This window comes from Arthrobacter sp. OAP107, assembly GCF_040546765.1.
GTDB lineage: Bacteria > Actinomycetota > Actinomycetes > Actinomycetales > Micrococcaceae > Arthrobacter.
Map to the genome: position 1 here is coordinate 3,131,505 of NZ_JBEPOK010000001.1, position 16,779 is coordinate 3,148,283.

Below are 16,779 nucleotides of genomic sequence, written 5' to 3' on the forward strand. Positions count from 1 at the left end.
ATGGCCCGCTAGAGGCGATGAAGACAACGGGTGACCACGCCCCAAATGCTGAGCTCTGCAAGCTCCGGGACCACCACGTCCGGATAGTCCGGGTTCTCAGCCGCCAGTCTCACGCGGCCGCGTTCAAGCCGAAGCCTCTTGATGGTCAGTTCTCCGTCGACGATGGCGACCACGACATTGCCGTCGAGGGGCGTGAGAGACCTGTCGACAACGAGCTCGTCGCCGTCGGCGATGCCGGCGCCGGCCATCGAATCACCAGCCACCCTCACCAGGAACGTGCTCGTGATGTCTTTGATGAGGTGCTTGTTCAGATCAATGCGTCCCGTGAAGTAGTCCTGGGCGGGTGACGGGAAGCCGGCCGGAACCGCGACTGGGCAGTACAGAGGTCCTGTCAGATCCGAGATCAGCACGTCAAGGGCGGCAACAACGATGGCACTCATCGACCACTACCTCCTGGGGATCATCGAAACTATGTTCTCCGCAGGTTTATGCACATGTGAATATGTCTTCGATTAATCATACTCCGGCCCCCCAATCTGGCGCCTGCCACCGGACGTTCCGGGGGCAGCCCGCAGGACGTGGCATACTCCTTGATGACCGGAACCTGGGGGAGCCATGAGAGTCACTTTTTACGTTGTCTGGGCGCTGTTCGTTGCGGGCGCGATTTTCTCGTTGGTCCGTGCGGGGCGCAGAACCAGGCGCCAGTCACAGCTGATGGTGGAATGGCCCAAGGCGTCGGCCACCGTGACCGGCAGCACCACGGGCTGGACCAGCGGCGTGGGCAGCTCCAGTCGAAACCTCCGCCACTACCCCACCTACCAGTTCACCGATCCGCAGGGCACCCTCTTCAGGGGCAAGTCCGAAATCTCCCTCGTCGAGCAGCCCTTACCTGGATCCGTGATCGAGGTGGCCTACAACCCCGCCAATCCACAGGAATCCCTTCAGGTGTCCTCAGAGCCGCGTACCGCCATGGGATGCCTAATTGCGTTCTTCGGCGTCTTCGCCGTCGCCTCATTCTGGTTCATCGGCATTTTCCCGCTCGGCTAGTCTGCATTGGCCCTGCCAACGCGCATCGGCTGCCGTGGAACGCCATGGATGTCCTCAGAGCCATCTCTGGTCATCCCGGGCAGATGGTTTACTGACTTGACCGTTACACACTCATTTGGGGGATAAGAATGAAGGGCTTTGCCGCGTCGTTACTGCTCATTCCGCTGCTGCTCACCGGCTGCGTCGTTGCCTACGGAGGGGCTGACGCTACCACTACAGCCACGGCGGCCGCCGACGGCTACGCCCGCCTGGATAAAGCCGGCATCGCACAAATCAAGGCGTCCAAATCCGCCCGGCTGAATATGACCTCGGGACGGCTCACGAAGGAGAGCGTCGGCCTGGAGAACGATACAAGCCAGGCGCCGGACGTCCTGATGCGTGATGGCGTCATGGAGCTGAATATCGAAGGGCCCCGTGGGAGCATCAGCGCCACCACCGACCGGCTGCGGCTCAACGGCATGAACAACAGATCCGAGTTCAGTGAGGTCACGTACTTCCTCACGGCAAAGTCGTTGGAGGACTTCACCGCGCTGATTCGTGACGGCGTGGACCGCTACGGCATCTCCAGTGAATCAGCAGAGCGCTGGATCGAGTCCATGTCCAGCCGACCAGAGGACAAGGGCGACTTCGCCCTCGGACCTGGCACATCGACGGGGCTCGACATCACCTACGACCTTCGCTACGACGGCGCCAAGGACGTCCAGGTCATCATTGTGCATGTCAGCCCCGCCTGACCGGGAGTGACCCGAAGCATCACCTGAACAACGTGCTTCACCAAAAGGGCGGCCGCACGATACTCGGCCACACTGTCCTGCGATTCCCGCTGCTGGGTGACGGCAGCCTGACAGGTTTGCCGCCAGCACGAGGCGCAAGTAATTCAAACCAGAGAGGATACGGAATGGACCCGTACCAACAGCACCAGCCACCTTACCCACCTCAACCGCCCCACACTCGCCAGGGTCAGTATCCGCAACAGCCCTACCACGGACCACCACAGCCAGGGTGGCAGGGGCCTCCGCCGCAGAAGAAGAGCAAGCTTGGCTGGATACTCGGTGGAATCGCACTGGCGGTGACCCTGCTCTGCATTCTTGGATTCGTGGGATGCTCCGCCCTCGCCCAGGAGATCAATGGCGGCGGAGGCACCCAGGCGGAGAAGGCCAGCGAAATGATCGCCCGGGCTGACAACCTACCGGAGGATGACTGGGTCGAGGTATTCCGCCACGACCCCAAGGTCGATCCAGGATGTCTCTCCATCGACACATCATGCCTGCGTTTGTCCGCCCGGTGGTCCGTGGATCACAAGGTCAGCCTGGAAGAGGCAGCAGACCGATTCGGCATGAAGTCCAATTCGGACGGCCCGGCACTGGGACGGTATATGGGCTGCATCAGTACCGAGTCTGACGGAGCAAGCAGAGAGTCACTCTGCATCGAAGAGTCCGCAGAGGGATCAGACTCCTACGAGATCACCATTCAGATGCAGCGTGACTAGGGACTGAAGTGGACCACGACGACTTTGAGCTTGTCACGTTCTGGGTGCTGTCGAGCGCCCCAGGCGTTCTCCTGATGACAGTGCTGCGGTAGAAGGACAGACAGCGGCGGGAGGCATGGGACCGACGACGGAGCTGGGCGTCGGCTGGCATGGGGGACACCAGCGCGACGGTCCGCCGCCGGCCGGTTCCAATTTTACGTCGCCGGCATAAGGCGAAGTGCGGGTTGGACTTGGAACCGTCACAGCTTCCTGCACTATGAGAACAGGCCCGGATCGCAGACGGAAACGGCGGCGAGCCTAAAGCGAACAGCCCCGCGGTCAGGCTCCTGAACCGGCTCCTGTGGGTGGTTCGTGAGTTGGCCTTGGTCTTCTGCCGCGCCGTCGGCCGGCCCGCCAGCCGGGGACGGTTCCGTCCAGGGCCTCGGCCTTGTCAGCGGCCAGCTCTCCGCGGCGGGCCTTGTACCGCTGGGAATGCAGCCAGACGCCCAGGTCGTGCTCTTCGCCAGTGATGATTGCCTTGTGCCGCGGCCAGTCATTGCCGGCGGCCCGGTATGCGGCCAGATCCGCGAGCCGCTGATGCCACCTCGCTTCGTCAGCCTCCGCACGCGGCGGAGTTTCCCAGCCCGGCAGGACGGCAAGGCCGTCCCGGTACTCGGAGGCGAGGGTTCCGGCCCGGGCGTCCTCCCGCCTCCGCTGCAGCCACGCCGCAAGTGTTCGTTCATTGTCGCTTGAGGAGTACCGGGATGGATACAAACCTGTTTCCTGGACCAGGAAAACCAACTGCTGCATGCGCTCCACGCCCTGAGCAGTGATGTGGGCCAGTTTCGTTCCGGTGGCCGCCTCATGCTCGGCCTGCAGCTTCGGTTCAAGAGCAAGGGCTACCCTCAGGTGGTAATTCACCGTCGACGGTGCGGCCTCGACAAGGCTGGCGATCCGGTCCCGGCTGAGCCCTTTCCGGTACATCAGCACCCACTCCTGATTCGGCGCCCTCCCCCGCTTCTTCATGGTCACGGCAACCATCCTGCCATGCCGATGAACGCGAATGCCGCTAGGCTCCCATCATGGGGAAAACAATCAAAAGCAGGACCTTCGCCGTTTTCGCGGGCCTTTCGGTGACGGCAGTTTCGCTGCTTGCATCGTGGGTGAATGGAAACATCCCGTTGCCAGCTGTTCTAGCTACGTCATTGGTTCTCGGAGTGGCTACCTTCCTGGCCACGAGCAGGCAGGGCGCCAAGAACGCCAGCTAGGAGACGTCTGGGGACTGCGGCCCACTCGGTGTTGCCCGCCAGGCTGTCAAGTGTCCGATGGGACCGTGGTCCCGCGACGGCTCCCACTGTGTGCGCCCGGCCATGAGTCGCGAAGTCTTCTAGTTAGTCTGCTGGCCGTTCGCAGGGTATTCACGGAGTATCTCGGCCACGGCGCGGACGGACGCCGGATCCTGGGCCCATGGGGTCCCCGTGCGGGTGCAGGCGTGGAAGCTCATCACCTTGGAGCCCTGGGCGGCTTCGGTCAGTTCAGCCCAGGCCTTCTGCAGGTCCTCGGTCTGCGCCGGCGGGGCGTTCGCCTCGCACCGGCCGGGAATTTCGGGTGCGGAACTGCCTGAGCCTTTGGTCTTACAGTGAAAAAGATGTTTGAGGTGCACGCTTGTCTCCCTTCTGATAGTGCCTTGGCGGATGTGACTCGTCTATGGTGCCGGGACCATCCAGAAGCCGGCGACGGCCGCGCTGCCCCGCTCGGTCGTCATGGGTACCAGATGAGCGAAGACCCGGCCGACCTCGAGGTTCACGGTCATGCTCCTGGCTGTTCCGCACTTGAGGGCGAGTTCGCGGCTTGATCCTCCTCTGCGGTCGGGCTGCGCGATGAGCAGAGCTGCATCCGTAACGCCGACGCATGCAGAGGTCACCCTGTAGCGTCCCTTAGATATGCCGGGCAGCGAGGTGCGGTGCCCGTCGCCGCCAAGTGAACCCGAACCGCCCAGAACGAGGCTGGAAGGTCTCGGGCCGAGGATTTGGTCCAGTTGCGACTGGTTGCCTGCCTGTTCCTTGCCAAGGGCGGGATCAGCTGTGGGCGGAGGAGGTGGGGCCGGCCGGGACGTGACGGGCGGTGAAGCGGTCGCAATTCCTGCCTCGTCATCCGTGTAAGCGCAGGCGCCCAAGGCACCAGCCGAGCTGGCAAGGACCAGTAACAGTGCAATGCCGCGGACGCGTTTCCCCCCACGGAACCCCATGCCCGCAGCGTATCGGCATCCGGGTGCCGGAGCCACCCCCCGGACCGTGCCCTGGGGGCTGAGCCCGGCTGTTTGTGCCGGCCAAGCCCACTTCAACGCCCGCACAAAGGGATTGGGTCCCTAGCGTGACCCTGCGTGGCCCTGCAATTGTGGTGTCAGGGCACGCGCAACGCGGCCGGCAAGGAGTGACCATGTGGAGTGACGTCCCGGAGGCCGGGCCGTCAGCATCATGGGTGAAACTGGCAGAGAACGGCTGGGGAGCCTTGATGGCCTGGGCAGCCGGCGAAGATAACTTGCGTCGTCACCCTTCTTCTGACGCCGGCAGAACGGTGACCGGCTACACCGAGGGGGCGGGTGAGCGGACGCCTTTCGAGGAACCCTTCACCTCTGCCGACCGGCAAGGTGTCGACGATGACTTCGACATGTATCTCAGGGAAGCCGACCTCCCACCGCGGCCCAGGGGCTACGTCTGGATGATTCGCGTTCCGGACAGCCATGCATCACCCGAAACCTTCCTGGAGGATGTCGACGCTGCCGTTCTTCGGGCTGCAGACGGTACCGTCGACCCAAAACATCTGCGGCCCATTTTTGCTGCAGTTCTCCGCGACTTCTACTCCAAGGGGAACTGAGCAGCCGGAGCGGCTCAGATCTGGGCTTTACTGTCCAATGCGCCACTCAGAAAGGGCTGCGCGCGCGGCCCTGCGGTAGCCGGTGTCCACCAACCCTTCATCGGTCTGTCACCTGTCACTGGTAGTGTCCGGCCATGGACGAACTGCTGCAGGACATGACGGTGGCTGCGAAAGACTACGTGGTCCGGAAAGGCTTCGACGAGGGCTTCCTGGGCCAGCACGTTCCGTTGCCTGGGCTTGCAGGAGTGAAGACCGTCCTGCTGCCGTACACGCACTTCTCAGTGCTGATGCGCCTGGACAAGCGCCTGGCCGCCGTCACCGGGGTGGGCATCGACGGCGGCACGCTCATGGACCTGGACCGCGCCGGAATCCCCTGGAAGCTGGATCCCCGGCTGCCTGCGGACCAGCAGACGGGTGAGCGGGTCTACGCCCGGAATGACATCGACCGCGGCCACCTGGTGCGCAGGTCCTCGGCGGTATGGGGCGACACCGTGGCCGAAGCCGAGCTGGCCAACGAGGACACCTTCCACTACACGAACGCCGCGCCGCAGGCCAAGTTCAACCAGGGTATGGAACTGTGGCTGGGTATCGAGGACCACCTTCAGGAACACGCTGCCCAGTACCGCAGCCGGATTGTTGTTTTCACCGGTCCGATCTTCAACGCTCTCGATCCGGTGTACCGGGGCGTGGACATCCCGCTGCGCTACTTCAAGGTCGCCGCGTTCATTCACGAGGGCGAGCTGGCGGCCACCGGGTACGTCGTGGACCAGACCCCGCAGCTGGCCCAGCTTCCTGATGTGCCGCGCCCTGGGGTTACGGAGGACGTCCCTCCGCTGGGTCCGTTCAGGACCTTCCAGACACCCATCAGGGACATCGCTGAGCTGACCGGCCTGGACCTGGACCAGCTGATGGAGGTGGACCGGATGCCCATCGCCGCAACTCTCGGTGCAGCCCGCGTGGGGTCGACCTGGCGTGAAATCCACGCCCCCGAAGACCTGGACCTGGACTTCGACCTCGGAGAATGACCCGCTACGCTGCAAGCCGTTGAGATCGTGCCTGTTGCGCGTTGAACACGGGTCCTTGTGGGTCCAAGTTCGGTCCTTGGCTGGCAACCATGGACACTTCCCGCGGGCCCACGTTAATTTCGAGGTGGAGCAAAAGCTCCATTGAAGAAGGGCGGAACCATGACCGGTCCTGCAAGTGAGGACCAGGTCCGCGCCACTGTGGACCGGGCTGCCGAAGAAATGATCTATATCGGTCCGGACCATCCCTACTATCCCTTGCTCGCTGACCTGGTGTCCGCTGTCGGGAAGGCATGGCAGCAGGGGTACGAGCAGGGCCGGCGTGGAGGACGCAAGCCAAACCCCTACACATGGGCCCGGCGCGACGAATAGCTGTTGCGGCCGTTTGACCGTCCAACAGCCCTCACGCCCTTCATGCCCGGAACGTCCACCCAGCTGGGTCACGAGCCATGTACTTGCAACGAGCCTGGGCGGACAGCCCGGGAAGGACCACCGCGTGGTGGGACGCTTTCCTAAGTGGCCTCATCGTGCTCGGCGATGTCCTCGGCCCAAAGTTCTGCGTGATCACGTTGGAAGCTGCGCATCATGTCGACGCAACGTTGGTCATCCAGCACAACCACTTCCACTCCACGGGATCGGAGGAGATCGAATTCGCCGGGAAACGTCCGGGCTTCCCCCACAACAACCTTCGGGATCTTGAACTGGATAATGGTTCCTGTGCACATGGCGCACGGTGCGAGCGTTGTATAGAGCACCGTGTCGCGGTAGCTGCCCTGGCGTCCGGCTGCCCTGAGCGCAGACATCTCCCCGTGCGCAATCGGGTCGCCTTGTTGCACTCGCTCATTATGCCCGGTGGCTATGACCTGGCCCGCCCGTACCAAGGAGGCGCCAATCGGAATGCCGCCTTCGCCGAGACTTTTCTGCGCGGCCCGGTAAGCCGCTTCGAATCCGTGGTCTGTCATAGCTAAAGACTAGGATATTGGTCGATTTACGCCAGCTTCGCCACCCGGAGATCGTTTCGCCTCGGCAATTATCCGAGGCGCTCGAACACCATCGTTGCCTGGATGCGATCACCGCCGCCAATCATTCCCTTGCTCCCACTACTCGCGGTGGTGATGGTGTGGAGCCGGTAGCCTTTCGCGGCCTGATCGTTAATGGCCTTCTCCAGGGAGGTCAGGTTGCCCGAACCTGTTCCCCACAGTTTCTCTTTGAGGATTACCTGTATGACGACGTACTGCTGCATGGCGCTGCTCCCTTCCGTTGCCGGTCAACTGGCAGCAATGCTACGCGATGGGTCCGGACGCTCCCCGGGGCTCCTCGGGGCGTGAGCGGAGGTATGAATCGCAGCGATCCAGTCATCATGAGGACATGGTTGCAGTAATCCCCCCGTCATCGTGCCTTTGATTGTGCGGGTATTACGCACATGGTCTCGGCCAGCAACGGCGGGGACTGCGTCAGCCGGCTCCCTCGGCACAGTGATCGACCGGCTTGTGGGCGCAAAACATGATTCCCCGGAAACCGTCCAGTGCTGGTCAACATGGTCGGGCATCTCCGCGTTGTACCACCCAGCCGGCAGACTCGTCCAGCAGAGACCCCGCGGCCTGAGTCACGCTCAACTCGCTAGTCAGTGTCGGAGGAGAAGGGTCGTGGCGGCTGCCATCCCTCCTGCTCCCGGATGGCCCGCTGTATCCGCAGACTTATCTCACGCAACTGACCTCGTTGGGCTTTTGTGAGCGGCTCGAGGACTAATTCTGTGACTGTGTGAGTTTGCACGGGAGTGGCTTTTTCGAACACGCACAGCCCGGCCTCGGTCAGGGTGGCCAGGGTCGACCGCCCGTCCAAGGGGTCTCGAGTGCGCTGGACCAAACCCCGGCTCTCAATCCGCGACACGGCTCGGGACAGCCGTGAGAGCGAGCTGTTTGCATAGCTGGCCAGAACGGTCATCCTAAGCGTATGGTCCGGCGCGTTAGCCAGTGCGAAAAGGATGCCGTACTCGAAGTGTGTGAGATCGAAATCGCGGACCAGCGGGGCGTCGAGGGCGGACGGCAACCACTCCAATACCGTCGCAAGGGCCGCCCACGTCGTGAGGTCATCTTCTGCGAGATGGTTGAGGGCGCGGGAATCAGTCATCCTTACAGACTACTAGGTTGCTTGACTGAGCAAGCAAAATATGGTCAGTTTTACTTGACTGAGCAAGTAGAACTAAAAGGTGGAAACGACGATGGATTTGCAGCTGACAAACAAACGCGCCTTCATCAGCGGCTCAACGCAGGGGATCGGGTATTCGATCGCGAAGGCTCTTCTCCGGGAGGGTGTCGCGGTGGTTATCAATGGCCGTGAGGACAGCCGGGTCAAGCAGTCGGTGAAGGATCTCGAAGCCGAGGTGCCTGGCGGGAGCGTGACGGGTATTGCGACGGACTTCGCGGACGCCGGCCAGGTGCAGCGCTTGCTCGATGCGCTCGGCGGCGTCGACATCCTCGTCAACAACGTCGGCCTCTTCGAGCTCAAGCCTTTCGGTGAAATACCCGACGAGGACTGGGCGCGCTATTTTGACGTCAACGTGATGAGCGGAGTCCGCCTGTCGCGTAAGCTGCTGCCCGGGATGCTCGATGCAGGATGGGGCCGGGTCATCTTCGTAGGGAGCGAATCCGGGGTAAACATACCCGCTGACATGACGCACTACGGCGTGACCAAGGCAGGGATGCTCGCTTTGAGTAACGGCCTCGCCAAGCTCACGCGCGGAACCGGCGTAACCGTCAACACAATCCTGGGCGGACCGACCTACTCAGACGGCGTGGCCAGTACCATCAGCGACATCGCCGAGGCACAACGACTCTCGACGGAAGATCTGAAAGCCGCGATCATTGGCGGGAACCAGACCTCTCTCCTCGAGCGTTTCATCGAGCCTGAAGAAATCGCCAACCTCACCGTTTATCTATCGAGCCCGCTTTCCTCTGCGACGAACGGAGCTGCCGTGCGCGCTGACGGCGGAGTGCTGACCGCAATGCTTTGACCGGCGGACGACGTACTCCGCCAAAACCTGGAAGTCGCCGACTACCGGGCCCCTGCCAGCCCCGACGTCAACTACCACCCTAAATACGGAGATGGCCAAAAGTGGTCGCGATCAGCCCGGATATGGGCCGTAGCTGCACCGGCGGCGCTGGGCGATGGATGAGTCCATGGGGGAAGCCATCGCGCAGGCACAATCAACACCACGACAGGCACCACCGCCCAAGACACTCCATGACCTGCCTCAAATGAGCCACTTCCACCCCCAAGACTCTTGCGCTCTAATGTGTGACACTGTGACCATGGTGAGGTCTCGTGGCAGCCTTTTGACGTCTCTGGCGATGGCGGGTTTGTTGCTGACGACAGGCTGCTCAGACGGCAGCTCCAACGCCGAATCCACCGCGACTGTGAACGTAGATCCCGCGTCAGCTGTTCCAACTGCCGCACAGCCTGCATCCAGTCCCGCCACGAAGGCTGCTTCTGGCCGCCCCGCCAAGCCCACGACCAGCCTGGCCGCGACCCCTACCACCATCCCCTTGCGCCAAAATAATGCCGTGCTGAACGAAATGTTCACCACCCCGGATGGCATGCTGAGCTTCCGCTATCCAACCGGATGGACTGTTACACCCACATTGGACGAGGGATACAGAGACACTATCCGCAAGGCTTGGACACTCACCGACTCCGAGGGCCAGGCCGTACTCGGGCTGCATGTGCGCAGCTGGGAGGCCCCTTTGGGGACTGCGCCGCTCACCACGATATTGCCACAAGGCCCAATCCCTGGCGTGGTGGATGGACTCGGTATGCCCTCCCAGGCAGTTGTCGCGGCTTCCCCGGGTCAGGACCTGGACGCCAATGGCGGCTTGCATTACGGCATGGCCGCAGGAACGGGAGCGGATACGACGCTCTTCGATCTTCGCTGGGGTAACGACTACCTGCTGTCCTTCTCGGGCGGGCGCGAGCTGGGGCCCAACACCCAAGTCGATCTGAAAGCTGAAGCAGAGCAATTCGCTGCCAGTCCCCGGTTCCGCAACGAAATCCTCCCTATCATCCAATCACTGACCGCATCCCCACCTCCTGCCCCAGGTGAGCTGACCATCAGCTGCGTTGGCGTCCGATTCACGTACCAGAATCTTGTGGGCATCACCTGCGAAGAAGCGAAGTCCATCCTCCAAACAGTGTTGGACACGGGCCGCCCCCTGGGTGCACGCAGCCAAGTGACTGCCGACCACGAATGCTACGAAGCCAGTTACGTTGAGCGGAACGAAGGCTCACCTGACATGACATGCTGGGCATTGAACAACGAGGGCCGCCACCGCCACGTAGTTCTTGAAGCCAATTTCCGGTAGTCCTGGTAGGGCCTATTGCGCAGCATCGAGCGTAACTGGCAGCCGTGAGCGATGGCTCTGGTAGTCAAGGCGCCCCGCACTTATGCCCGGCGATGGTTTCGAAAGCGGGACAAAGGAACCCCCCACCCCTTGGGACATCAGCGCCTGGGCCGTTAGTCTGCGCGGAAAGACCGCCGGTAGTGTGGCCCCATATTTGTGCACGGGCCCAAACTCGGTGAAGACGCCTTTGGACATCCTGGATTACGCGGACTGGACCTGGCCCGGGATCCCCTACAAGCGTTTTTGGGTAGCGGAGCGTCATCTGAGCTTGTAGGGGATGCCGCCGACGGTGTCGAAGTCGAGGGTCGCATAGTACTCACACGCGGGGAAGCTGAAACTTGACGCCGTAGCCCACCTCGCTGGTGACGGCCTCCACGCTGTCGGCCTCGCGCCCTTGTTCCAACATGCTCATTTGAGGTTTCTAGTATGGGTGGTGGCTCAGATGTCTTCGATGAAAGGCTTCTTGCGCCGGAGCACGCCGCCGTGCTGAGAACGAGTACTGCTGTGCCGATTGCCGTGAAGGCGCATTCAAGCTTCTTTGATCCGATGCGTGTACACGAGAGGAAGCAGATAGTCCTGGGTGCGGTGATGCCCCGACGAGACACAGGGCCCGGCATCTGTCAGTAGGAGATAAAGGACTCCACGACAGGCAGATCATCCGTTCCGCCGACAACGCACTCAATGTTGACCGCAGCTTCTGCGTTGTACGCGTTCGTCACGTCGGCCTCTACTTTGAGGAACCACTTGTCGTTTTCTATCCGGGTGGCGAGTCTCCCCACGATCCAGTGCGGCTTGTAGCCATAGCGGAACTCGTTTTTCCCATACATGTCGCATGCTACTTGTGCGGAGACAGCCTGAAGTCCTGTTGATGTCGCTTCTTCGGCCTCCGAGGTCGGGTCGGCAGCCGGTGTCGAGGTAGCCGGCGCGGCAGCAGGCGTGGACACCTTTTGTGGTTTGTGGACTTGGAAGGTGACCTTGTCTCCAGCCCTAACCTCGGTACCAGCGGCGGGAGTGTAGGAATCGATGGTCCAGTTCTTGGGCAAGATCACAACCTTGCCATTCACAGCATCATTGGCCTCATATATGACGCCGGCTTCAGTGAGCTCGTCGACGGCAACATCAAGCGTTTTCCCCTTATAGTCCGGGAGCGTTAGCCCTACAGCCTTCTGCACAGCCGGGGCCGGCTGCGCAGAGTTAGGCGTCGAAGCGGGAGCTGGCGCGGCTGGAGCTTGGTCTGCAGGAGCCCCAGATGCAGGGAGCGGAGCTGATGCACTCCGGGTGGGGTTGAAGATGACGCCCAGGAGAATGACCACGCCGGTCACAATGAGGGCGACCTTCCTGTGCTTGTCGTAGCCCTCCAGTGCGAGGCCTTGCTTGTCGCGCTGTTTGTTCGTCAGAACGAGAATAAGGTCAACGAGAGCCCAGATACCCATGCCTCCCAAGGTGAAGAGCTTGAGCAGGCCGGTACCGACCTTTCCCAGGTAGAAGCGGTCGACGCCGAGTACGCCGCCGAGCAGGGAAAGCAGCCAGGTCACAAGGAAAGACTTGTTGCTCACGCCGCGCCCATCCAAACCCCTGCCACCGGGATATGGTGTCGGGGCTCCAGGATAGTGGCTAGGGGCGCCGGGGTAAGGGTGTGCGGCCACCGGCGTTGTGGGATACGGCGGTACCTGCCCGTAGGGGCCCTGCTGCGGCTGCTGCGGCACGCGGTAGTGGTCGGCTGAGCTCATTGGATTCCTTTCAAAACGGTGCCTTGAAGCTTGGCGTCCGTGCGTGCGTGGTGGGTGCGGGAGGTTGCCGATTGCTGTTCGTCGGCGTTCCGTGTGCGCGGCGCGAAGGGATTGGCTCCAACGCTGGCATGCCTGAATGTCGTTCAGTTCCCCCACAAGCCCGTGTACGGTGTTCCGCCTTATCTAGGATGCCCCGGCAGCCACAGGGTTTCGGTGAGTATTGACACAGGATTTACATAATTTTTGGGCACTACGCGCAAGGAAACGGCGCGCGCCCTAGAAGACCGAGGCCGCGCCAATGCCCGTGTCCAGCCCAAGTCGCTTTCCCCAAGAGCAGACAGCATTCCGGCTCCTGCTGCCGCTCACCACGAGAGTGTTGGCGTAGCAGAGGATCCTGTTGTGCTTCCCAATTCCGAACAGCAGCTTCTCACTGGTCTGCGGTTTGGAACTGGACATTCCGCCAGTGATGCACTCAGGGCCGAACCACGGGGCGAATCATTACATGTCAATCCCGCGGAAGAGGTCAAAGGGGCGACCGCACGTTCGATCCATAGGGCACGACGCGCGGCGCTCCTGTCGCGGTTCACCGCGTCGGACGTTGAACCGCTCGGGGTTCTGGGCGGTAGCGGTCTTGCTCTGGGCGGTCAGCGGTCCCCCGCCTGCGCCCATGAGCTCCAAGGTGGCGCCGTGGGCTGCTGTCTGGTCTTCGGTAGTCACGCTTTACAGCGCAGTAATCAGGCTTCGGGGGCCTCGTCTGAGGCGTCCAGAATCTGGTCGTAGGCGTCGCCGTCGATAAGTCCCTCATCGAATGCCCTGCCGACTTCCGCGAATGATCCCGCGGTGTCCAGGTACGGCGTGGACTCCCACTCGGCAGCCGCTGCGGCAGCTCCCTCGTTTGTCACGTAGGGCCATGCGGACAGCTCGCGGATCACTGTGTCACGGTCGATGTCGTCGGCCGCGTAGCGCTCTGCGATCTCGTAGGGGCTGGCACCGCTGAAACCCTCGGGAACGGGCTTCACTCCCCTGGCGTCGGCCTGCGAAAGCAGCCGGCTAATGGCCGGCTGACTGACGCCAAGGGCACGGGCGACAACGCGCTGGTCCGCCGCTTCGACGGCGGCCCGGACGTTCCTGATGTAGTCCAGAGCGCCTAGCTCGCGGCGAGCACGAGCACGACGGGCATTGGCAATGGCGCTCTCGGGGCTGGTGATTGTCATGTCCACACCTCGTTATATAACCAACGTTATCACCGTTATACCTAACTTTATAAGCGTGACCTTCAGGCAGTACCGGGCCAATCAGCGCCCGCGCACGCTCGTGAATCGAACGCGTCATGATCTGCCTCCAGTCGCAGTTAGACTGTGGCCATGGTGGGTTACGGGCGTGTTGTCGGCGGAGATTACAAAGGTGCGACTGTGTCGACCCCGGTGGGCAGCACACTCGTTGTGCAGGCCGGGCTCAAGTTTCGAAAGTTGACCCCTCAAAACGTCGCCGAATGGGACGAAGTTGTCACCGACGGGAAGGGAAACCCGGTAGGCGCCGTAAGCAAGGCAGTAGCCGGAGCTGTCCTTCCAGGGCAGATCGGAAAGGCAGCCTCAGTGGCGATCGGCGCGACGTTCGATGCCATGGGGTCCTCTCACGTCGTGCGCGTCGATTGGGCCGATGGTAAGCGGTCACTGATCAAGTTGCCTAACGGAATGTTCAAGCACTTAGAACTCGTGCTTGAGAATCAGCGTGCGCTCCCCACTGAACCACCGCTGGGTCAGGTTGTTCCAGCTCCGATGGAGAAGCCCACAGCAACGGAACAAGCGTTTTCGCTCGTTTCGGGAATCATCAAGGATCGACTCCCCACTCCAACCAAGACTCCGCCGGCGGACCAAGCGCCGGTCACCACACCCGACGTCACGGAGATGATCTCCAAGCTCGCCGCACTGCGTGAGGCGGGCATTCTCACCGACGATGAGTTCAGCGCGAAGAAGGCTGAGCTGCTGGAGCGGCTTTGACCCCCAAGAGTTAGTTCGAGGACGGGGCGGCCGTTCTACTGATGACGTCTGAAGACAGTTAGCTCTATCTCGTCCGCTCGAACCCGTCGTGCCGCACCGAGGCGTTCGGTTGCATTACGGCGGTTTCCGTGCGCGGAGGATGTGTCAGTTTCCGAAGTCGTCAATCCGTTGGCGACTGGAGGCGCTATGACCACCGGGTAGAGGCTCACATGACTTGGCGGTCACCCCACCCACCCCAGGCATAGCTCGCGGTTCAGCACACCCGGAATCAGCGGGGCTTGGTTGTTACCCAGGCGAAGACCCAAGCAAGACCGAACAGCACGAGAACCACTCCAGCGAATCCGCAAATCGAGCCCAGACCGGAGACCTCAGTAGTTAGGCATTCGAAGGGCGAGCCCAAGCAGACCCAAGTTTCCTTGGTCTCGGCGGATGAAATCGTGAAAAGGATGTTGACCACTATCAAGATGGCAATCAATCCTGCTGCGTAAAACGCATGATGCTTGGCCGGTGTCACTGAACGGCTCTTGGGTTCCTCAAGCTCAATCCTCGTATCGAACCGGTCCCTACCTGCCATACGCTCCCCCTCAGATGATCGAATCAGCACGAGCATACCGGGCCATGCAAGGGGTGGCGTCTGGCCGTTCGCAAAAGCGATCGTTTGCTGAGGACGAGAACGACGATCAGCCAGCGCGGGGCGAGTAGTGGAGCCAACCGGATGTTATACCGCTTGGAAGCGGGAGGCCGCATACTAGGGCTGGGAGTAAGTCAAGTCCGAAGCCAGGCCCGGGGGAAATTCATGAATGCGTCTCATGCTCACCGTGAGCTTTTGCAGGAGGTTCACCTGGAAGTCTTGAGGAGCCGCCCGGAGCCTGCAGGCGGAATTGCCATGACCGAGATTACGGGCGTCCCCAACTCCGATCCTTGTCTTGAGCACCGATTCCTACATGTATTGGGTCTATGTCGATGGCGGCAATTACGCCGTGTCGGCAGCGGACGTTTCACGGGACAGTCCCAAGTCCTCATTCGTCCTTGGGTCGCTTGGCCTCGCGCCGTCCGTCATTGCGCATCGCCTTATAGCGCGAATGCAAACCATGGAATCTGTGATATCCCTCCCAAGGATGCCGCAGGGAATGGTTTCGTTGGATAGATCTAACCGGATGGAGGTAGGTCGCCGGGCTTACCAGGAGCGCCGTCAGCGGCCGGCTCTCGTGCCTGGGTTAATCGGAGCAATCATGCTCGTGATGGCAATATTCGATCTGAGCATCGGGTACTATTCCTGGCTCCGTGTCATCGTTACAGCTGTATCGATTTACCTTTGCGTATTGACGGTCAAGAACAACGCTTCTATATGGCTCGTCGCGCTCATTCCAGTAGCAGTCGTTTGGAATCCGTTTGGTCAGATCACCATGAGCAGATCCGCTTGGATTCCGTATGACCTAGGCGGCGCAGCCGTCCTTGCCCTGGCAGCCTTCGCTATCGTCCGCCAAAACGCGAAAGAACACTCGCCGCATCTCTAACCGTCAGAGATAGCGTTCTCTCACGAGATATCTGCACAAAGAGTTGTACGTGGCGTGATTCTGAATTGCTTCAGCCAACTGCGCCGGATGCTCCTTACGGGCCTTTAGTGTCCAGGTCTCGACGCGAGCCCGCAACTCGTTGGGGAGCCTCCTATCCTCGGGAGGTCGAGTTTCATCCGTCGAATCATTGCCAAGGCCATACAGGGCGAAGTGCTTTCGTAACCAGTAGTTGGCGTAATCGGCTTGCTCCTTGACCGTTTCGCTGCCTCGCTCATGACGCATCGCTTCAAGGAACTGCGCACCGTTGAACAGATTGTCGAAAGCAACGTAAGCACCGTGCATGACGCCTCCCATGTCCCACCAATCCACGATGTCCTTTTCCCGCACTCCTTCGCGCGCCCACCTGGATGCTTCAGTCGACCTGATGGAAGCAACGTAACGGGCGATGTGCTCGTTAGGAGGCTTCTCTAAACCGAGCATCATCTTTCCCATCGGCACGTTAATCAGGTGCAATCCTCGAGATGATGACGTCTGCAGCTCATCAAGGATGCAGTCACGGACCGCCTCGGTCGCATCATCCAAAGGCATATCCGACTTTGATGACAAAACCTGTGCGAAGTAGTGCACCATGGATGTCTCATAAGCAGTGAGACCTGACACGATTCCCCCTTGGATCATTGACTCTGGTGATTGGTTCCGCCCCTTCACCGGAGGTTACAGG

24 protein-coding genes are annotated in these 16,779 nt (G+C 61.3%); 11 read left to right on the forward strand and 13 right to left on the reverse strand.

Annotated features, from left to right (window positions below; all coding sequences use genetic code 11):
• Positions 1–8: 8 nt before the first annotated feature.
• Positions 9–440, reverse strand: a complete 432-nt coding sequence (locus ABIE00_RS14375) for a LexA family protein (RefSeq protein WP_354261339.1) — start codon at positions 438–440, stop codon at positions 9–11.
• Between the two features lie 175 nt (positions 441–615).
• Between ABIE00_RS14375 and ABIE00_RS14380 the strand changes: the two genes are divergently transcribed.
• From ABIE00_RS14380 to ABIE00_RS14390, 3 genes are all read left to right on the forward strand, one after another.
• The gene (locus ABIE00_RS14380) at positions 616–1,047 is read left to right on the forward strand and encodes a DUF3592 domain-containing protein (RefSeq protein WP_354261341.1); all 432 of its coding nucleotides are present in this window, start codon (positions 616–618) and stop codon (positions 1,045–1,047) included.
• Positions 1,048–1,175: 128 nt separating this feature from the next.
• A complete protein-coding gene (locus tag ABIE00_RS14385; protein ID WP_354261343.1) occupies positions 1,176–1,781 on the forward strand; it encodes a hypothetical protein in 606 nt (201 codons plus the stop codon).
• Positions 1,782–2,116: 335 nt separating this feature from the next.
• On the forward strand, positions 2,117–2,536 hold the full coding sequence (locus ABIE00_RS14390) for a hypothetical protein (RefSeq protein WP_354261345.1): 420 nt from the start codon (positions 2,117–2,119) through the stop codon (positions 2,534–2,536).
• 318 nt (positions 2,537–2,854) lie between these two features.
• Here ABIE00_RS14390 and ABIE00_RS14395 read toward each other — a convergent pair whose 3' ends face one another.
• Positions 2,855–3,541: a helicase associated domain-containing protein gene (locus ABIE00_RS14395; protein ID WP_354263365.1), complete on the reverse strand. Its 687-nt coding sequence runs from the start codon at positions 3,539–3,541 to the stop codon at positions 2,855–2,857.
• A gap of 56 nt (positions 3,542–3,597) precedes the next feature.
• Here ABIE00_RS14395 and ABIE00_RS14400 point away from each other — a divergent pair, with 56 nt between their 5' ends.
• Positions 3,598–3,783, forward strand: a complete 186-nt coding sequence (locus tag ABIE00_RS14400; protein ID WP_354261347.1) for a hypothetical protein — start codon at positions 3,598–3,600, stop codon at positions 3,781–3,783.
• A gap of 119 nt (positions 3,784–3,902) precedes the next feature.
• Here ABIE00_RS14400 and ABIE00_RS14405 read toward each other — a convergent pair whose 3' ends face one another.
• Both ABIE00_RS14405 and ABIE00_RS14410 read right to left on the reverse strand, forming a co-directional pair.
• Positions 3,903–4,178: a hypothetical protein gene (locus ABIE00_RS14405; RefSeq protein ID WP_354261349.1), complete on the reverse strand. Its 276-nt coding sequence runs from the start codon at positions 4,176–4,178 to the stop codon at positions 3,903–3,905.
• 42 nt (positions 4,179–4,220) lie between these two features.
• The gene (locus ABIE00_RS14410; RefSeq protein WP_354261351.1) at positions 4,221–4,439 is read right to left on the reverse strand and encodes a hypothetical protein; all 219 of its coding nucleotides are present in this window, start codon (positions 4,437–4,439) and stop codon (positions 4,221–4,223) included.
• Positions 4,440–4,954: 515 nt separating this feature from the next.
• On the opposite strand from ABIE00_RS14410, the gene ABIE00_RS14415 reads away from it, so the two are divergent.
• From ABIE00_RS14415 to ABIE00_RS14425, 3 genes are all read left to right on the forward strand, one after another.
• A complete protein-coding gene (locus ABIE00_RS14415) occupies positions 4,955–5,392 on the forward strand; it encodes a DUF5956 family protein (protein ID WP_502914218.1) in 438 nt (145 codons plus the stop codon).
• A 134-nt stretch (positions 5,393–5,526) separates the two neighbouring features.
• Positions 5,527–6,417 carry a DNA/RNA non-specific endonuclease gene (locus ABIE00_RS14420; RefSeq protein ID WP_354261355.1) on the forward strand — a complete coding sequence of 297 codons (891 nt, stop codon included), beginning with the start codon at positions 5,527–5,529 and terminating at the stop codon, positions 6,415–6,417.
• Positions 6,418–6,576: 159 nt separating this feature from the next.
• Positions 6,577–6,786: a hypothetical protein gene (locus tag ABIE00_RS14425; protein WP_354261357.1), complete on the forward strand. Its 210-nt coding sequence runs from the start codon at positions 6,577–6,579 to the stop codon at positions 6,784–6,786.
• Between the two features lie 140 nt (positions 6,787–6,926).
• On the opposite strand, the gene ABIE00_RS14430 is transcribed toward ABIE00_RS14425, so the two are convergent.
• The 3 genes from ABIE00_RS14430 to ABIE00_RS14440 all read right to left on the reverse strand — a co-directional run bounded on the left by ABIE00_RS14430 (position 6,927) and on the right by ABIE00_RS14440 (position 8,544).
• Positions 6,927–7,376, reverse strand: coding sequence for a nucleoside deaminase (locus ABIE00_RS14430; RefSeq protein ID WP_354261359.1), 450 nt, complete (start codon positions 7,374–7,376; stop codon positions 6,927–6,929).
• A 68-nt stretch (positions 7,377–7,444) separates the two neighbouring features.
• Positions 7,445–7,657: a DUF4177 domain-containing protein gene (locus ABIE00_RS14435; RefSeq protein ID WP_306923111.1), complete on the reverse strand. Its 213-nt coding sequence runs from the start codon at positions 7,655–7,657 to the stop codon at positions 7,445–7,447.
• 377 nt (positions 7,658–8,034) lie between these two features.
• Positions 8,035–8,544 carry a MarR family winged helix-turn-helix transcriptional regulator gene (locus ABIE00_RS14440; RefSeq protein ID WP_354261361.1) on the reverse strand — a complete coding sequence of 170 codons (510 nt, stop codon included), beginning with the start codon at positions 8,542–8,544 and terminating at the stop codon, positions 8,035–8,037.
• Positions 8,545–8,623: 79 nt separating this feature from the next.
• On the opposite strand from ABIE00_RS14440, the gene ABIE00_RS14445 reads away from it, so the two are divergent.
• Together ABIE00_RS14445 and ABIE00_RS14450 are read left to right on the forward strand one after the other, a co-directional pair.
• Positions 8,624–9,427 (forward strand): SDR family NAD(P)-dependent oxidoreductase, encoded by an 804-nt coding sequence (locus ABIE00_RS14445; RefSeq protein ID WP_354261363.1) that lies wholly within the window; start codon positions 8,624–8,626, stop codon positions 9,425–9,427.
• Positions 9,428–9,977: 550 nt separating this feature from the next.
• Positions 9,978–10,772 (forward strand): hypothetical protein, encoded by a 795-nt coding sequence (locus ABIE00_RS14450; protein ID WP_354261365.1) that lies wholly within the window; start codon positions 9,978–9,980, stop codon positions 10,770–10,772.
• Between the two features lie 659 nt (positions 10,773–11,431).
• Here ABIE00_RS14450 and ABIE00_RS14455 read toward each other — a convergent pair.
• The 4 genes from ABIE00_RS14455 to ABIE00_RS14470 form a co-directional block, all read right to left on the reverse strand.
• Entirely contained in the window at positions 11,432–12,367 is a 936-nt protein-coding gene (locus ABIE00_RS14455; RefSeq protein WP_354261367.1) for a YPYG domain-containing protein, read from the reverse strand.
• 450 nt (positions 12,368–12,817) lie between these two features.
• Positions 12,818–12,997 carry a hypothetical protein gene (locus tag ABIE00_RS14460; protein ID WP_354261369.1) on the reverse strand — a complete coding sequence of 60 codons (180 nt, stop codon included), beginning with the start codon at positions 12,995–12,997 and terminating at the stop codon, positions 12,818–12,820.
• A 42-nt stretch (positions 12,998–13,039) separates the two neighbouring features.
• Positions 13,040–13,258, reverse strand: a complete 219-nt coding sequence (locus tag ABIE00_RS14465; RefSeq protein WP_354261371.1) for a hypothetical protein — start codon at positions 13,256–13,258, stop codon at positions 13,040–13,042.
• 17 nt (positions 13,259–13,275) lie between these two features.
• Positions 13,276–13,755, reverse strand: coding sequence for a hypothetical protein (locus ABIE00_RS14470; protein ID WP_354261373.1), 480 nt, complete (start codon positions 13,753–13,755; stop codon positions 13,276–13,278).
• Between the two features lie 150 nt (positions 13,756–13,905).
• Here ABIE00_RS14470 and ABIE00_RS14475 point away from each other — a divergent pair, with 150 nt between their 5' ends.
• Positions 13,906–14,541: an SHOCT domain-containing protein gene (locus tag ABIE00_RS14475; RefSeq protein WP_354261375.1), complete on the forward strand. Its 636-nt coding sequence runs from the start codon at positions 13,906–13,908 to the stop codon at positions 14,539–14,541.
• Between the two features lie 268 nt (positions 14,542–14,809).
• On the opposite strand, the gene ABIE00_RS14480 is transcribed toward ABIE00_RS14475, so the two are convergent.
• Positions 14,810–15,055: a hypothetical protein gene (locus ABIE00_RS14480; RefSeq protein ID WP_354261377.1), complete on the reverse strand. Its 246-nt coding sequence runs from the start codon at positions 15,053–15,055 to the stop codon at positions 14,810–14,812.
• Positions 15,056–15,467: 412 nt separating this feature from the next.
• Between ABIE00_RS14480 and ABIE00_RS14485 the strand changes: the two genes are divergently transcribed.
• Positions 15,468–16,058 (forward strand): DUF6804 family protein, encoded by a 591-nt coding sequence (locus ABIE00_RS14485; protein WP_354261379.1) that lies wholly within the window; start codon positions 15,468–15,470, stop codon positions 16,056–16,058.
• A gap of 3 nt (positions 16,059–16,061) precedes the next feature.
• Here ABIE00_RS14485 and ABIE00_RS14490 read toward each other — a convergent pair whose 3' ends face one another.
• Positions 16,062–16,718 (reverse strand): hypothetical protein, encoded by a 657-nt coding sequence (locus tag ABIE00_RS14490; RefSeq protein WP_354261381.1) that lies wholly within the window; start codon positions 16,716–16,718, stop codon positions 16,062–16,064.
• Between the last annotated feature and the right edge of the window lie 61 nt (positions 16,719–16,779).

Coding starts and splice junctions, on each gene's coding strand:
- ABIE00_RS14375 (WP_354261339.1), bottom strand. CDS start 440: ATGAGTGCCATCGTTGTTGCCGCCCTTGACGTGCTGATCTCGGATCTG.
- ABIE00_RS14380 (WP_354261341.1), top strand. CDS start 616: ATGAGAGTCACTTTTTACGTTGTCTGGGCGCTGTTCGTTGCGGGCGCG.
- ABIE00_RS14385 (WP_354261343.1), top strand. CDS start 1,176: ATGAAGGGCTTTGCCGCGTCGTTACTGCTCATTCCGCTGCTGCTCACC.
- ABIE00_RS14395 (WP_354263365.1), bottom strand. CDS start 3,541: ATGAAGAAGCGGGGGAGGGCGCCGAATCAGGAGTGGGTGCTGATGTAC.
- ABIE00_RS14400 (WP_354261347.1), top strand. CDS start 3,598: ATGGGGAAAACAATCAAAAGCAGGACCTTCGCCGTTTTCGCGGGCCTT.
- ABIE00_RS14415 (WP_502914218.1), top strand. CDS start 4,955: ATGTGGAGTGACGTCCCGGAGGCCGGGCCGTCAGCATCATGGGTGAAA.
- ABIE00_RS14420 (WP_354261355.1), top strand. CDS start 5,527: ATGGACGAACTGCTGCAGGACATGACGGTGGCTGCGAAAGACTACGTG.
- ABIE00_RS14425 (WP_354261357.1), top strand. CDS start 6,577: ATGACCGGTCCTGCAAGTGAGGACCAGGTCCGCGCCACTGTGGACCGG.
- ABIE00_RS14430 (WP_354261359.1), bottom strand. CDS start 7,376: ATGACAGACCACGGATTCGAAGCGGCTTACCGGGCCGCGCAGAAAAGT.
- ABIE00_RS14435 (WP_306923111.1), bottom strand. CDS start 7,657: ATGCAGCAGTACGTCGTCATACAGGTAATCCTCAAAGAGAAACTGTGG.
- ABIE00_RS14440 (WP_354261361.1), bottom strand. CDS start 8,544: ATGACTGATTCCCGCGCCCTCAACCATCTCGCAGAAGATGACCTCACG.
- ABIE00_RS14460 (WP_354261369.1), bottom strand. CDS start 12,997: ATGTCCAGTTCCAAACCGCAGACCAGTGAGAAGCTGCTGTTCGGAATT.
- ABIE00_RS14470 (WP_354261373.1), bottom strand. CDS start 13,755: ATGACAATCACCAGCCCCGAGAGCGCCATTGCCAATGCCCGTCGTGCT.
- ABIE00_RS14475 (WP_354261375.1), top strand. CDS start 13,906: ATGGTGGGTTACGGGCGTGTTGTCGGCGGAGATTACAAAGGTGCGACT.